Here is a 14,913-nt window from a genome sequence, read left to right on the forward strand (position 1 = left end):
TATCGGAATCCAGCTTAGGATATTCTTTTACCATCAGGTCTTACAATCAGGTATAGATGCTAACTTCGAAAGGCCTGTACTGGATAAGATGCTGGGCGCGGAAATCGTCGCATTCCTTGAAGCCTGTCCGATGGCGGCACTTGTGATCGACACCACAGGTGCCATCGTCTCGGCGAATGCCGAAGCTCGTGATTTCTTTGGCCTTGGAGACCAGCCTTTCGCCGCCGTCATCTCGGATCTGCTGCCTGACTGGCCGTTGGCCGCCGCCCCAGCACAGCCGCTTGTCGTGGCCGGCAATCGCCATCGGCGAGACTGTCATGTCAAAGTCATCACCTGGCAATCGGCCTCTGACGTGATGACTGCGGTTCTTGTCGAACCGGAGAGCGAAGAGCGGCAGGCGGCTTTCGCGGCACGCGAGGCGAACCTGCGTCTTCGATACGTCATCGAGATGCTGCCGGAGGCTGTTTGCGTTTTCGACGCAAACGACCGTTACGTTCTCTGGAATGAGAGATATGCGGAACTCTACCCGGACATCGCGGATCATCTGAAACCCGGCGTCGCTTTCGAGGACATATTGAAGGTGAGCCTTGCGAGCAACCGAATGCGGGAGGTTGTCGAAGACAAGGATGCCTGGCTGCGACAGCGCATGCGGAAATTTCACCAGCCCGTTTCACAGGAAGAGCAGCAACTGCGCGACGGACGGTGGCTGCGGCATGACGATCGACGTACCCCCGATGGCGGCGCCATCGGCACGCGGGTAGACATCACCGATTTGAAACAGCGCGAGGAATGGCTGCGCCAGCTGTTCGACGCCAATCCGATGCCCATGCTCCTGTGCGACGGCAGCAGCCTTCAAATCCTGCAGGCGAACCGGGCCGCGCTGGATTTCTACGGCTTCGGGAAAGAGGCATTGCTTTCCTGGAGAGCATCCAACATGCATGTCGAAAGCGAGGCCGATCGGTTTGCAAGAGCGCTTCTCGAACTCGGAGGCGACTGCGAGGCCAGAACGGTCTGGCGGCAGAGAATAGCTGATGGCACCGAGCGTCACGTGCTCATCTATGTTCGCGTGCTGCACGAAGGCAAGGAACGCCGTCTTCTGCTGACCATTGCCGATGTCAGCGACCGGATTCTCGCTGAAGCGGAAGCCAACCGTCTCGCCGCGCACGATATGCTGACTGGATTGCCAAACCGGATGTGCTTCTACAAGGCCCTTGGCGAAGCGTTGAGAGCGAATGATGGAAAGCGTGTCGCCGTTTTCTGCCTCGATCTCGATGGCTTCAAGCCGGTCAACGACACCTTCGGGCACGCCGCGGGTGACGATGTGCTCAAGATGGTCGCCGAGCGCCTGCGAGGGGCGGCGAGGGGTCATATGGTGGCGCGGCTGGGTGGCGACGAATTCGCCATCCTTATGGAGGCTGACGAGGGAGATGTGGCCGAGCTGGCACAGGGCTGCATCGCTGCCTTCAAGTCATCCTTCCTCATCGAAGGTGTCCCGGTCGATATCGGCATCAGTGTCGGTGTTTCGGCGGCACCTGCGGAGGGTCAGGATGGGCAAGCCCTCGTTCTGGAGGCCGACCACGCCCTCTACAGGGCGAAAGCCAATGGGCGGAATACCTGGCAGATGGCGTCCGACAGCTATCGACATCGCAATGTTCCGAGACGTCGAAGGTGAGGCTGGCGGCGCTTGCGCGCGGCTCTTGAACTTGGCCCGGCGACCCCTCATCTGATTATCAACTGTTTCAATCTGTCGAACTGACAGCCTCTCGCTTTTTCACAGTTGCTGCCGGTCCTCGTAGCGACGCGCGTCCGCGTCGCAGGAGTTTTTTATGGGATTCATTGATCGCGACATCCAGCCGTCATCTGATGCCGGGCTGCTGGATGCTTATTCTCAATCGGTATCGAGCGCCGTCGATGTCGTCGGACCGGCTGTCAGCCGGATCGAGCGGTTGGGCGGCCGCGCCGGGCATGGTTCCGGCTTCGCCATCTCGCCGGATGGTCTCGTCGTCACCAACAACCATGTCGTCGACGACGCGAAAGCCGTGCGCATCAAGACGCCCGAGGGCGCGACCATCGAGGGCAGGGTGCTTGGCCGCGATCCGGACACCGACCTTGCGCTGATCCGCGCCAATGACTGGCCCGGTGCATGGGCAAGGCTCGGCGATTCCAAGACGCTGAAGCGCGGTCATATCGCGATTGCCATCGGCAATCCGCTCGGCTTCGAATGGACCGTCACGGCCGGTATCGTGTCGGCGCTCGGCAGGTCGATGCGCGCGGCCAGTGGCCGGCTGATGGAAGACATCATCCAGACGGATGCAGCGCTCAATCCGGGTAATTCGGGCGGCCCGCTGGTGTCCTCGGCGGGCGAGGTGATCGGCGTCAACACCGCTGTCATCCAGGGCGCCCAGAGTATCGCCTTTTCGGTCGCCTCGAATACGGCGAAGCATGTCGTGTCCGAGATCCTGCGGTTCGGTCATGTCAGGCGCGCCTATATTGGCATTGCTGCCGACACGGTGGAACTGCATCGCCGTATTGCCCTGGAAGCCGGCGTCACGCACTCGACCGCCGTGCGCCTGCGCCGCGTCGAAAAGGACAGCCCGGCCGAAAAGGGTGGCTTGCAGGAGGGCGACTATCTGCTCGCCATCGATGACTATGCCGTGTCAGGCATAGATGATGTCGTCAGGCTGCTTGATGGCGATAAGATCGATACCGAGATCGAGGTTCTGATCTTCAGCGTCGGCGGCCTGATTGAGCGACGGCAAGTGAAGCCGTCGGCTCGCCCGGCAACATAGGGTCGCCGATTGCTACCCTCTGCCGACCAATGGCATTTTCGTCGCCATGACGGTCATCGAAAGCACGTTGGCATCCAGCGGCAAGGTGGCCATGTAGACAACGGCGCGCGCCACGTGCTCGGCCGAAATCGTCGGCTCTGCGGCGATTTCCCCATTCGCCTGCAGCACGCCGGCGCTCATTCGTGCCGTCATGTCGGTTGCGGCATTGCCAATATCGATCTGGCCGCAGGCGATGTCGAAAGGCCGGCCATCGAGCGCCGTCGATTTCGTCAGGCCCGTGATGGCGTGCTTCGTGGCCGTATAGGGTGCTGAAAGCGGGCGCGGCGTCGTCGCCGAAATCGAACCGTTGTTGATGATGCGGCCGCCGTGCGGCACCTGGTTCTTCATCAGCCGGAAGGCCTGCTGCGTGCAGAGGAATGCGCCGGTCAAATTCGCTCCGACGATGGCGTTCCACTGTTCGAAGGTCAGTTCCTCCATCGGAACTGCGGGCAGGCCCATGCCGGCATTGTTGACCAGAAGATCGAGGCGGCCGTATCGGCTGGAAATGGCATCGAAAAGGGCGCGGACGGATACCGGATCGCTGACATCGGCAGCAACCGCGAAAAATTCCGCGCCGGTCTCCTCCGTAAGCTCCTTGGCGGATTTTTCAAGAACATCCGTCCGCCGCCCGGAGATCACGACCTTGTAGCCGGCTGCACCGAGCGCTTTCGCCATGGCGCGCCCGAGACCCGTGCCGCCGCCGGTCACCAATGCTATTCCATTGTGTGTGCTGGATGAAACCTCGCTCATGCAAGCCTCCCGCCCAGTTCATCCTCGATATGCACCTGCAAGATCTCGTCGAAGCTCTGTTCCGCCTTGAAGCCGAGATCGCGAGCCCTTTGCGCATCGAACTGCGTTGCCCAGCCGGCGACGATCCGCTCGATCACCGGATCGGGTTCCCGCCGGATAAGGGCGACAGCCTTGTCGCCGGCCACCCGACGCAGCGCGTCGATTTCATCGGAAACCAGCGCCGACAGTCCAGGCATGGTGAGATTGCGTCGCGGCCCGATCTTCGCAGTATCGAGCGTTGCGGCATGTACAAAGAAGCCGACTGCGGAGCGTGGGCTGGCAAACCAATGCCGCACCGTATCGCTAACCGGCAGAATGGCCTCCTTGCCGACCAGCGGCTCGCGCAGGATGTTCGAGAAGAAGCCTGAGGCGGCCTTGTTCGGGGTGCCGGGGCGGACACAGATGGTGGGCAGCCTGATGCCAATGCCGTCGAAAATGCCGCGCCTGGAATAGTCGGCGAGCAGCAGCTCGGCGATCGCTTTCTGCGTGCCGTAGCTTGTAAGCGGTGCCGTCAGGAATTCGTCGCCGATAATTTCGGGGAAAGGCGTGCCGAATACGGCGATGGACGACGCAAAGATCACGCGCGGTGTGTACGCAGTCTTCAGTCCCTGCTGCCGGATGGCCTCGAACAGTGCCCGTGTGCCATCAAGGTTGACGGTGTAGCCCTTATCGAAGTCCGCTTCCGCTTCGCCCGAGACGATGGCGGCAAGATGGAAAATGACATCGGGACGGTCTTCGATGAGCTTGTCTGCGATGCCGGCATTCGCGAGATCCACCGTGACAGCCTTCGAAACGTCCTTGAGAGCCTCCGGCACCGGCGGCTGCACCGCATCCGCGAGCGTCAAGCGATCGATCGACTGTCCGAGAGTCTTCGGCTCGGCTGCGATCCTGTCGACAAGCTTGCGGCCGATCATGCCCGCGGCGCCCAATATCAATACATGCATTTCGGCTCTTCCTCCCAAGGACTGGCGTCGGTCTTCAAAGATAGTTGCCGCCTTCTCCTCGCCAATCCCCTTGCTTCGGCCCAATCGACGGCGGTCAAAACGGTTCAGATATGAATTGCTGCTCTCATCGATACGCCTGTAGCCAGGCCAGGCCAGCTTCCGTAGTGGTTGCCGGCCGATATTCGGCCCCGATGGGCCTGTCATAACCGAGCTTTTCGATAAAGCGCAGGATATAGCGGTAGTCGATTTCTCCGTGATCCGGTTCACGCCGGTCCGGGACGGCCGCGATCTGAATGTGGCCGATGGCGTCCAGATGCTCTTGCAGTCTATGCGTCAAGTCGCCCTGCATGATCTGGATATGATAGCAATCGAACATCAGCTTGATGTTCTGCGCTCCGACCGCGGAGATGATGCCGAGCGCCTGCTCCATCGTCTGCAGGAAGTATCCCGGTGCATCGCGGTGGTTCAGCGGCTCAATCAGCACGTTCGCTCCGACCTTGTCTGCACGCTCGCAGGCATAGCGCAGATTGTGAATAAAGGTGCTGCGCCCTTCTTCGCCATTGCTCTTTCCGGCCATTACATGCACGTTTCGCGTGCCGATGGCGGAGGCGTAGTCGAATGCCTGATCGATCGCCCGGCGTGCCTCCTCCTCACGCCCCGGCAAGGCCGCCAGCCCATTGTCGCCGTCCTCGACGCGTCCGCGTGTCGTGTTGAGACCAAGCATGGGAAGACCGGTTTCGGTGAGCGCCTGACGCACGGCTTCGGCCGAAATGTCATAGGGATAATGGCATTCCACCGCATCGAAGCCGGCTGCCTTGGCGGCCCGGATCGCGTCGGGAAGCGAAAGCTCCTGCCAAAGGAAGCCGAGATTGGCGGAAAAGCGCAGCATGTTCAGTCCCACTCCACATCATAGGTGCGAACCAGATCGGCAATTTGTGCGTCGGTCAGCAGGGAGGGATTGGCCCCTCGCGTCAGGATGGCAAGTTTTGCCGTCTCTTCCAACTCCTCGATGGCATAGATCGCCGCTTCCAGATCCTTTGCCGAGACGACCGGTCCGTGTGCCGCCAGCATCACGGCGCTGCGTTTGCCGGCAAGGCCACGGATCGCATCGCCCATGGCGGGATCACCGGGCATGAAATAGGGCAGGAGTTTCACCTTGCCGAGCTTCATGATCGAATAGGCCGTGAGCGGCGGCAGCATATTGTCGCTATCGATATCGGGCAAAACAGACAGCGCGACCGAATGGCTGGAATGGAGATGCACGACGGCACCTGTCTTCTCCGGTCTTGTCTCGTAGAAGGCGGCATGCAGCGGCATTTCCTTCGTCGGCTTGTCTCCGCCGATCAGGCGTCCATTGGCGTCGAACAGAGACAAGCGTGAAGGATCCAAGCGGCCGAAGGAACTGCCTGTCGGCGTCACCAGCAGGCGCCCATCGCTGAGACGGGCGGAGATATTTCCGGACGAGCCCGCGGTCAGGCCCCTGTCGTAGAGCGATTTGGCCATCTGGCATATCTGCTCGCGCAGCTTGGCTTCCTCGCTCATGCCGTCTCCAGCCGGGTAAAGGCATCCGCGAAGAAGGTCTCGCCGCCGAAATTGCCCGATTTCAGCGCAAGTGCAATCGTCTCGCCCTCCACCTCCGCGAAGGTCCAGGGAACGCCGGGTGCTATTTCCGGGCCGATCGTCAGATGGGTAACCCCGAGCGCCTGGGTGATCGCACCTGATGTCTCACCGCCGGCAACGACGAAGCGGCGTGTGCCGAGGCGGAAGGCTTCCTGCGCGAGCTCTGAAAGCGCTTGTTCGACCACTTGGCCCGCATTGTCTCGCCCCAATCGCTCCTGCGCCCGGCGCACGTCGTCGGGTTCGGCGGTGGCGTAGATGATTTTCGCAGCGTCGGCGGGTTGCTTCTGCAGCCACCGGCAGGCTGCCGCCGCACCTTGTTCCGCAAGGGCGAGAGGGTCAAGCCTCAAGCTGATACTGCGCCCTGCATAGTCGGCGACTTGTTTGCGTGTCATGGCAGAGCAGCTTCCCGACAGGACGATCTGGCCGCCCGCGACGTTTGGCAATGTTTGGCGGACCTTGGGTGGCGCCGCAAGGCCCTGCTCCATGTACAGCCGCGGAAGCTGGCCGGCGATCGCGCTGCCGCCGGTCAACAGGAGAAAATCGACCGTGGCGGTGGCGATCGTGCGCAGGTCATCGTCGCAAACGGCATCGACGATCACATGCTGTACACCGTCTTCCGTGAGCTTTCGCAGTCTCGCTTTCAGCGTCGCCGGCCCCGCGGAAACCGCGATGCGGTTGGCAAGACCGACCGTGCCGCGCACCTGTGGCGCCAGAAGCCGCACCAGGCTCGAATCGCGCATCGGCGTCAACGGATGGTCCTTCATTGAGCTTTCCGAAAGCAGCTGCTCGCCGACGAACAGATGGCCCATGAATATGTTGCGGCCGTTTTCGGGAAAGGCCGGGCAGTAGATCGTTTGCCGGACGCCGATCTCTGCCATCAGCATTTCCGCGATCGGACCGATATTGCCCTCCGGGGTGCTGTCGAAGGTCGAGCAGTATTTCCAGAAGAATCGGGTCGCGCCCGCGTCTTTCAGCCATTCCAGCGCCTGTCGCGCTTGCTCCACGGCAGTCTGGACCGGCGCTGTCCGGCATTTCAGGGCGATGACTTCGATGACGGCTGCATCGGTGTCGTCGCGTTTCCTCTGCGGCACGCCGATCCGCAGCGACACCGGCAGCCCGCTGCGTGAGAGCAGCGCGGCAAGGTCCGTCGCCCCGGTAAAATCATCGGCGATGCAGCCGAGCAGGAGTGCCATCCTCTAGCCCTCCATGCCCGGCAGGATGGCGCCGCTCTTGCGGGCGAGGATCTTTGCGACGGCAGCGTCATCCTCGAGGCCGAGACCTGCTTCGGAAGCCTCAACGAAGAGGCTGAGTGCGGTTGCTGTAAGCGGCGTGAGGGCTCCCGCCCTTTCGGCTTCGGAGGCGACGATGCCAAGGTCCTTGACGAAGATGTTGACCGCCGAGCGTGGGGTGTAATCACCCGAAACGATGTGTTCGCCCCGGTTCTCGAACATCCATGACGAGCCCGCCGAAACGCGGATCACCTCATAAAGCGTCTTCAGGTCGATGCCCGCCTTGGCGGCAAGCGTCATGGCTTCGGCGGTTGCCGCAATGTGCACGCCTGCGAGAAGCTGATTGATCATTTTCACCTGGGAACCGGCGCCGGGCCGATCCCCCAGGCGGAACACCTTTGCCGAAATGGCGTCGAGGACGGCGGATGCCCGGTCGAAGGCCTCTTGCGGGCCGGATGCCATGACGGTGATCTCGCCCGCCAGCGCGCGAACATGGCCTCCGGAAACCGGTGCATCGATGACCTGCATGCCGGCTGCTTCCAATCTTTCGGCAATGGCCGTCGTGGCGCTTGGCGCCATGGTCGTGCAAAGCAGAAAGACAGTCGAGGGGCGCGCGGTCTCCAGCGCACCGTTCTGCCCGAAGAGAACGTCTTCGACCTGCTTACTGTTGATGACGTAGATGAGGACGACATCGGCCGTGTCCACCGCCGAGGCCGGCGTGGTGCAGGCGTCCCCGCCCGCTTCCGTGAAGCGCGTGAGGACATCGCTGCGAACATCGCATCCTTGGACAGCAAAACCTGCTTTGAGAAGCGATATCGCTGCGCCCCAACCCATCGATCCCAGCCCGATGACGGCTGTCTTCATTGCGTCCTGCACGGCGCTACCTCTGCAAATATCAATGATGTTACCGGTACCGGTATCGATACCATGGTCAATTTCCCTTCTGATTGTCAAGGGACGGCAGTTTGCATTTTGGTTGAAACATCCTATGAAGAAGAGCGGCGCCAGCCAAGGTGCGGCTTGTCATCGAGGGCTGCTTGGGAATGCACAAACCCACTCTGGAAGAAGTCGCGATCGAGGCAGGCGTCAGCAAAATGACGGCGTCGCGCGCCCTTCGCGGTTCCGCCGATGTCTCCAAGGAAACCCGTGAGAGGGTCATCGAGGCGGCGACGCGGATGAGCTATGTGGGCAACCGGCTGGCGCTCTCGCTTTCCTCTCAGCGTACCAATCTGGTCGCCGTCGTCGTGCCCAGCATGTCGAACATCGTTTTTCCCGAAGTTCTGGCCGGCATTTCCGCCGGGCTGGATGGCTCCGGCATGCAGGCCGTGTTCGGCATATCCGACTATGACGTCGCCAAGGAGCGCGACATCATCCGCGACATGCTCTCCTGGCAGCCTTGCGCCATCATCGTTACCGGTCTGGATCAGCCGGAGGAGACCGTGAAATTGCTACAGCACGCGAATATTCCGGTCATCCAGCTCATGGATCTAGATGGCACGCCCATCGATCTCAATGTCGGGCTATCGCATGGCGGGGCGGGTGAGGACATGGCAAGGGCGCTCGTTGGGGCCGGCCGCAGACGGTTCGGCTATGTCGGCAGCGCACTCGAGAAGGATCTGCGCGCGGGCAAGCGCAAGGCCGGCTTCGAGCGGGTGTTGCACTCGTACGGCCTGCACTTCGTAAACCAGTCGGTCGATGACGCCTTTTCCTCGATCGCCTTGGGGAAGCGGCTGACGCTCGCCATGCTCGCGGCCGTTCCCGATCTCGATTGCATTTATTATTCCAACGACGATATGGCGAGCGGCGGATTGTTCGCCTGCATGGAGCTGGGGGTTGCTGTACCCGAAAAGATCCTGATTGCAGGCTTCAACGGGCTGGATCTCGTCAACTCCCTGCCGGCGCCGATCGCGACCTCTCGTTCGCCAAGGCGCGCCATGGGTGAGATTGCGGCGCAGCTGGTCCGTCAGGCGGTGGCGGGTGCTCAGGATGCCCGCCAGAAAACGGTTGTGTTCAAGCCGGTAATTACAGGAATTGACGGCTACAATGATGCGCCGGACGAGCCGGAGATCGCGCGCTTGCGTTCATGACCAGCATCATGTGGGTCCGGCGCGGTTGTTGTTTCAGCCTTTGTTAGATCGATGGTGATATTGGCACTACATCCATCTTCTCAAACCGAGGATATTTGAGAATGCATCGCCCCCAACAATTGCTTTTTGCCCTTACCTTCACTGCCATGACAGCCGTTTCATCAAGCGTATGGGCCGCCGGCTTTGAGAACATTATCGTCTCGACGGAGAAAGATGCCGACACGACGCAGGATAGCTTTGCCCCGGATACACCGAAAATCTTTGTTTCGGCTGACCTCACCGAGGACGTCCCCGCCGGAAGCAAGGTGAACATCGCCTGGATTTCCGTCGATTCCGGAGGCGCCGCTCCACCGAACTACAAGATCGATGAGGTCAATCTCGACATCACATCGATAATCAATCACGTCGATTCCGCGTTGACCAAGCCGAACAGTGGCTGGCCGGTCGGGACATACAAGATCGAATTCTCTGTCGACGGCAAGCCGATGGAGTCGGTCGGTTTCGCCGTCAAATAGGGCCCTGGGCTGTTTACGCCTGCAGTATATGCCTGCGCGTCAGCTCCTTGAGCATGTCCACGTCGCGTTTCTCTATCGCGTCGACCATCAGCTGATGTTCGTGGCCCGACTGCTCGATGCGGGCGCGGGTGCGCCATTGCGATACGGGCGCCGATGACGTCCGCTGCCGGATCTCCGTGATCAGCTCGACGAGTTCCTGATTGCCGGCGAGCGCCAGCAAATGCCGGTGAAAGGCAAGATTGGCTTCGTAGAGCTCAAGCATGGTGCCCGTCAGTACCAGCTCGTCGAAGCGCGAGGCGAGCGCCCGCAAATTCGCGACATCGTCCTCGCCGGCGTTTGCGACGATGCGGTCGCTGACCGCCGTTTCGAGGATGACGCGGATGTCGCTGACTTCCTGAGCGCGGCGCCCGTCCTGCTCGTGCACATGATAGCCGCGATTGGGAACATGCTCCACCAGCCGCTTCTGCACCAGCCTGTCGAGCGCGCGGCGCACTTCCGGCCGCGTACAGTTGTATCGTCGTTCGAGATCGATCTGCTTCAGCCATGTTCCGGGCGGAAGCCTGCCGGCGAGGATATCCTGGAGAATGAGCTCGGTCACATCCGGCGTCTCCGCCTCTTTTGCTCGCGCTGTCGCTTCAGCTTCCAGCGAATTCATGTAGCTCTCCCAAGCCTCCGGATTTCCGCGATGACTATCATAGGTTCCGGCTCATCAACAACGACGTGCCCGTTGTCCCTGCCGAAAAAATATTCATGCACATCTCTTGCGCACCCATTTCAATTGGCACATAAATTGGTGCCAATTTGATATCCATTACACGAGGCGGATGCAAGTCCATGCAAAATTCTGATGCGGTCTGGGAAATCGTCGAGAGAAAACGCGCGGCGTTCTTTGCGCTCAGCGATCGGATTTGGGATATCCCAGAGACGAACTATCTCGAATATCAATCCGCCGAAGAACATGCTCGCATGCTTGAGAGCGAGGGCTTCCGGGTCGAGCGCGGACTTGCCGGCTTGCCGACAGCAGTCATGGGAGAGGCAGGCGAGGGTGGACCTGTCATCGCGATATTGGGTGAATTCGACGCGCTGCCGGGATTGAGCCAGGAGGCCGGGATCGCCGAAGAGCGCCCCTTGATCAGCGGCGGCAATGGCCATGGTTGCGGTCATAACATGCTCGGCTCCGGATCGATGCTGGCGGCTGCCGCCGTCAAGGATTTTCTTGCCGAAAACGGTCTGAAGGGCCGGGTGCGCTATTACGGTTGCCCCGCCGAAGAAGGCGGTTCTTCCAAGGGCTTCATGGTGCGGGCTGGCGTCTTCGATGACGTAGATATCGCGATTTCCTGGCATCCGGCAGCCTTTGCCGGCGTCAACAATCCGATCTCGCTCGCCTGCAATGAAATCAATTTCCACTTCTCCGGCCGCGCCTCGCATGCCTCGGCCACACCTCATCTCGGTCGCAGCGCGCTCGATGCCGTCGAATTGATGAATGTCGGCGTCAACTACATGCGTGAGCACATGCCCTCGACGGCGCGTATTCATTACGCCATCACCGATGCGGGCGGTGCGGCGCCGAATGTCGTGCAGGCGCGGGCGACAGTCCGCTATCTGATTCGCGCGCGGACCTTGCCGGAGCTTCTGGTGCTGGTTGCGCGGGTCAAGAAAGTAGCGGAGGGCGCCGCGCTGATGACCGAGACGACCGTTCGCAGCGAGATCATCAGCGGCGATGCCAATCTGGTCGGGAACACGCCGCTCGAGGAGTGCATGTTCTCTCACCTCGAACGTCTTGGGCCGCCGGTGTTCGATGACGAGGACCGGGAGACGGCGCGCAAATTCCAGCAGACCTTCAGTGCTGAGGATATCGCAGCCTCCTATGGTCGTTTCGCACTGAAGCCGAAGAAGGGCCAAGCGCTTTGCGAGGAGATTTTTCCGCTGAATGCCGGTGATGGCACGCTGGTCGGCTCCACGGATGTCGGAACCGTCAGCTGGGTCGTCCCGACCGTCCAGATGCGCGGCGCCACTTATGCGATCGGCACGCCGGGGCATTCCTGGCAGCTTGTCGCCCAGGGTAAGTTGCCCGTGGCGCACAAGGGAACCGAGCATGCAGCCAAGGTGATGGCGAGCACGGCTACCGATCTCATCCGCAATCTGCAGCTCATCGAGGCCGCCAAGGCCGACCACAAGGCGCGGCTCGAGGGCACGCCTTTCGTCAATCCGATCCCGGACGACGTCAAGCCGCCGCTCCCGGAGACGGCCAATGGCTGAGCTGGCCCTGAAGCCCGATCGCGAGCGCCTGATGGCGCATATCACAGAGTTTGCCCGCCGGGTGAAGCTCTCGGGGACGCCTGAGGAGCTCGAAAGCTTTCGCTATCTTCAGGCGCAGATGGATAGCTATGGCTATCGCACGCAGCTCTTGTCGCACGACGCCTACATCAGTCTGCCTGGCGCGGCGAAAGTGGAGATCGACGGCAAGAGCCTCCGCTGCATCACGCATTCCATGTCGGTGCCGACATCCGCGGCCGGAGTAACCGGCGTTCTCGTCTATGTCGGCGAAGGTAGTAAGGCGGATTTCGCGGGCAAGGACGTCACCGGGAAAATTCTTCTGGTGGATGGGATCGCGACCGAGGAAGTGGCAGCACTTGCAAGTGCTGCCGGTGCTCTCGGCCAGCTTCATGTCAGTCCGAACGAGCATCTCTACGAAATGTGCGTGTCGCCGGTCTGGGGCAGCCCGTCGCAGCATACACTGGTCAATCTGCCGACCACGGTCATCTGCACCATAGCCAAGGAAGACGGCGATCGCTTGCGCATGCGGCTTGCGAACGGCGAAAAAGTGCAGGCGACGCTGACGGCGGAGGTGGATACCGGGTGGCGCAAGACGCCGCTGCTGCTGGCTGAGCTTCAGCCGGCCGGCGAGGATGCGCCATTCGTCCTCTTTTCTGGGCATCACGACACCTGGCATTTCGGCGTCATGGACAATGGCGGTGCCAATGCGACGATGTTGGAAGCTGCCCGCCTGCTTGCCCTTCACGCGGCTGATTGGCGGCGAGGGCTGCGCATATGCTTCTGGTCCGGCCATTCGCATGGCCGTTATTCCGGCTCAGCCTGGTATGCGGACGAATATTTCGACGATCTCGATCGCCGTTGCGCCGTTCATGTGAATGTCGACTCCACCGGCGGCGAGGGAGCAACAGTGCTCACCAATTCCGGCGTGATCGACGAGTTGCGGCCCCTCGCTTCGGACGTGATCGAACGTGTCGCGGGGCAGAAGCATGCCGGCAGGAGGCATGGACGGGCTGCGGATCAATCCTTCTGGGGCGTCGGCATCCCCTCGATGTTCGGCAGCCTCAGCCATCAGCCGCCCGGTCCGGTCAAGATGCTGACGGCGCTCGGATGGTGGTGGCATACGCCGCATGACACGGCCGCACATATCGACCCCGATAATCTGATCCGCGACACACAAATCGTCCTCGAGGTCCTGTGGCGGCTCTTGGCGTCGCCCGTCCTGCCGCTGGACTACACCGTCTATGCCGCAGCGCTCGGTGAACAGATCGCGCGCCTGCAGACAGGGCTTGGGGGCCGGATCGACATTTCCGTTTTGGTAAAGGCGGTTGATGAGCTGAACGCCAATGCGAAGGCCATTCTTGAGGCGGGCCATGTCTCCGTCGACAGGGCGGAGCACATCAATGCTTCGATGATGCGCGCCGCGCGCCATCTGGTGCCGCTGAATTATACGAGCGGCGAGCGCTTTCACCACGATTCCGCCCTGCCGCACCCTGCCTGGCCTTCACTGGAGGGGCTGCGTGCGCTGGCCTCGTTGCCGAAGGGGGCGCCGGAGACGGCCTTCTATGCCGTTCATGCGCGCCAGGTCAGAAATCGTGTTGCTCACGCGCTGAGAGAGGCCAATGCGGCGCTCGGATCGGCGCTGAACGACTGATCGCGACAGGCCGCCGAATCTAACAACCGGCTGCGCAAAGTGGCTGTAAAAAAGGGAACTGAAAATGAAGAACAAAAGCCTGCTTGCCGCCGTGTTCGGGGCTATTGCCGTTCTGGCTCCACTTGCCGCCGGCGCCAAGGATTGGACGCATGTCAAAGTCGGCATCGAGGGCGCTTTTCCGCCCTGGAACCTGATGGACTCTAGCGGCAAGCTTGCCGGTTTCGACGTCGATCTGATCAACAATCTCTGCAGCCGCGCCAAGGTCGACTGCGAGCTGATCGCCGGCGAATGGAATGCGATGATCCCGAGCCTCAATGCCGGCAAGTTCGATCTTGTCATGACGCTCGGCATCAACGAGAAGCGCAAGCAGGTCGTCGACTTCACCGTTCCCTATGCCAGCGGCGTCGCGAGCTTTTTCCTCTTGAAGGATGGCCCGGTTTCCGCGCTGCCGATGACGGGCGAACGGCTGAACCTGAACGACAAGGCCAAGGCCGATCCGGTAATGGCTGAAATCGGCAAGTCCTTGAAGGGCAAGACGATCGGCGTGGTCCAGTCGACCAGCCAGGAACAGTTGATCACCGCCTATTTCGGTTCCGATGTCACCGTGCGTGCCTATAAGAGCTCCGGCGAGCGCGATCTCGACTTGAAGGCAGGACGTGTCGATGCCGGTTTCGACAGCGGCGTCTATGAGACCTCCGTTCTGGGCAAACCGGGCAACGAGGACCTGATGATGTCGGGGCCGATGGTCAAGGGCGCGATGCTTGCGACGGAAGTGGCGCTCGGCATGCGCAAGGGCGAAACGGATCTGAAGGCCAAATTCGATGAGGCCATCAAGCAAGCCGCTAAGGATGGGACGATCAAGCAGCTCTCGGAAAAATGGAGCAAGATCGACCTTACGCCGACGTTCGACGCCAATTGAATGCCCTCGCGAGACATCGTCCCCAGCTGAGGCTTAGACAATGATACGATTTGC

The 14,913-nt window shown here is 61.1% G+C and carries 14 protein-coding genes; 7 read left to right on the forward strand and 7 right to left on the reverse strand.

The window, feature by feature from the left end; genetic code table 11:
• Nucleotides 1-88: 88 nt before the first annotated feature.
• Nucleotides 89-1,672, forward strand: coding sequence for a diguanylate cyclase (locus FHT29_RS30650; protein ID WP_348644911.1), 1,584 nt, complete (start codon nt 89-91; stop codon nt 1,670-1,672).
• 154 nt (nt 1,673-1,826) lie between these two features.
• The gene (locus tag FHT29_RS30655) at nt 1,827-2,789 is read left to right on the forward strand and encodes a trypsin-like peptidase domain-containing protein (protein ID WP_168600873.1); all 963 of its coding nucleotides are present in this window, start codon (nt 1,827-1,829) and stop codon (nt 2,787-2,789) included.
• 12 nt (nt 2,790-2,801) lie between these two features.
• Here FHT29_RS30655 and FHT29_RS30660 read toward each other — a convergent pair whose 3' ends face one another.
• The 6 genes from FHT29_RS30660 to ltnD form a co-directional block, all read right to left on the reverse strand.
• Nucleotides 2,802-3,578 (reverse strand): SDR family oxidoreductase, encoded by a 777-nt coding sequence (locus tag FHT29_RS30660; RefSeq protein ID WP_168600874.1) that lies wholly within the window; start codon nt 3,576-3,578, stop codon nt 2,802-2,804.
• Nucleotides 3,575-4,561 (reverse strand): D-erythronate dehydrogenase, encoded by a 987-nt coding sequence (gene denD, locus FHT29_RS30665; protein ID WP_168600875.1) that lies wholly within the window; start codon nt 4,559-4,561, stop codon nt 3,575-3,577. Before denD ends, FHT29_RS30660 begins: the two co-directional genes overlap by 4 nt.
• Nucleotides 4,562-4,685: 124 nt before the next feature.
• Nucleotides 4,686-5,450 (reverse strand): TIM barrel protein, encoded by a 765-nt coding sequence (locus FHT29_RS30670; protein WP_168600876.1) that lies wholly within the window; start codon nt 5,448-5,450, stop codon nt 4,686-4,688.
• Nucleotides 5,451-5,452: 2 nt separating this feature from the next.
• The gene (gene otnC / locus FHT29_RS30675; protein ID WP_047555501.1) at nt 5,453-6,103 is read right to left on the reverse strand and encodes a 3-oxo-tetronate 4-phosphate decarboxylase; all 651 of its coding nucleotides are present in this window, start codon (nt 6,101-6,103) and stop codon (nt 5,453-5,455) included.
• The gene (gene otnK / locus FHT29_RS30680) at nt 6,100-7,374 is read right to left on the reverse strand and encodes a 3-oxo-tetronate kinase (protein ID WP_168600877.1); all 1,275 of its coding nucleotides are present in this window, start codon (nt 7,372-7,374) and stop codon (nt 6,100-6,102) included. Before otnK ends, otnC begins: the two co-directional genes overlap by 4 nt.
• A gap of 3 nt (nt 7,375-7,377) precedes the next feature.
• Nucleotides 7,378-8,274: an L-threonate dehydrogenase gene (gene ltnD / locus FHT29_RS30685; protein ID WP_113102137.1), complete on the reverse strand. Its 897-nt coding sequence runs from the start codon at nt 8,272-8,274 to the stop codon at nt 7,378-7,380.
• A 179-nt stretch (nt 8,275-8,453) separates the two neighbouring features.
• Here ltnD and FHT29_RS30690 point away from each other — a divergent pair, with 179 nt between their 5' ends.
• Nucleotides 8,454-9,497: a LacI family DNA-binding transcriptional regulator gene (locus FHT29_RS30690; RefSeq protein WP_168600878.1), complete on the forward strand. Its 1,044-nt coding sequence runs from the start codon at nt 8,454-8,456 to the stop codon at nt 9,495-9,497.
• Nucleotides 9,498-9,598: 101 nt separating this feature from the next.
• Entirely contained in the window at nt 9,599-10,012 is a 414-nt protein-coding gene (locus FHT29_RS30695; RefSeq protein ID WP_113108354.1) for a hypothetical protein, read from the forward strand.
• 13 nt (nt 10,013-10,025) lie between these two features.
• Here FHT29_RS30695 and FHT29_RS30700 read toward each other — a convergent pair whose 3' ends face one another.
• On the reverse strand, nt 10,026-10,667 hold the full coding sequence (locus FHT29_RS30700) for a GntR family transcriptional regulator (protein WP_037191551.1): 642 nt from the start codon (nt 10,665-10,667) through the stop codon (nt 10,026-10,028).
• A 179-nt stretch (nt 10,668-10,846) separates the two neighbouring features.
• Here FHT29_RS30700 and FHT29_RS30705 point away from each other — a divergent pair, with 179 nt between their 5' ends.
• From FHT29_RS30705 to FHT29_RS30715, 3 genes are all read left to right on the forward strand, one after another.
• Complete coding sequence (locus FHT29_RS30705; RefSeq protein WP_168600879.1) at nt 10,847-12,271, forward strand: M20 family metallopeptidase; 1,425 nt, start codon at nt 10,847-10,849, stop codon at nt 12,269-12,271.
• Nucleotides 12,264-13,940: a M28 family peptidase gene (locus tag FHT29_RS30710; RefSeq protein ID WP_168600880.1), complete on the forward strand. Its 1,677-nt coding sequence runs from the start codon at nt 12,264-12,266 to the stop codon at nt 13,938-13,940. Before FHT29_RS30705 ends, FHT29_RS30710 begins: the two co-directional genes overlap by 8 nt.
• Nucleotides 13,941-14,004: 64 nt before the next feature.
• The gene (locus FHT29_RS30715; RefSeq protein ID WP_168600881.1) at nt 14,005-14,859 is read left to right on the forward strand and encodes a transporter substrate-binding domain-containing protein; all 855 of its coding nucleotides are present in this window, start codon (nt 14,005-14,007) and stop codon (nt 14,857-14,859) included.
• Nucleotides 14,860-14,913 lie beyond the last annotated feature (54 nt).

Origin of the sequence: Rhizobium sp. SG741, from assembly GCF_012275435.1 — a bacterium.
GTDB lineage: Bacteria > Pseudomonadota > Alphaproteobacteria > Rhizobiales > Rhizobiaceae > Rhizobium > Rhizobium lusitanum.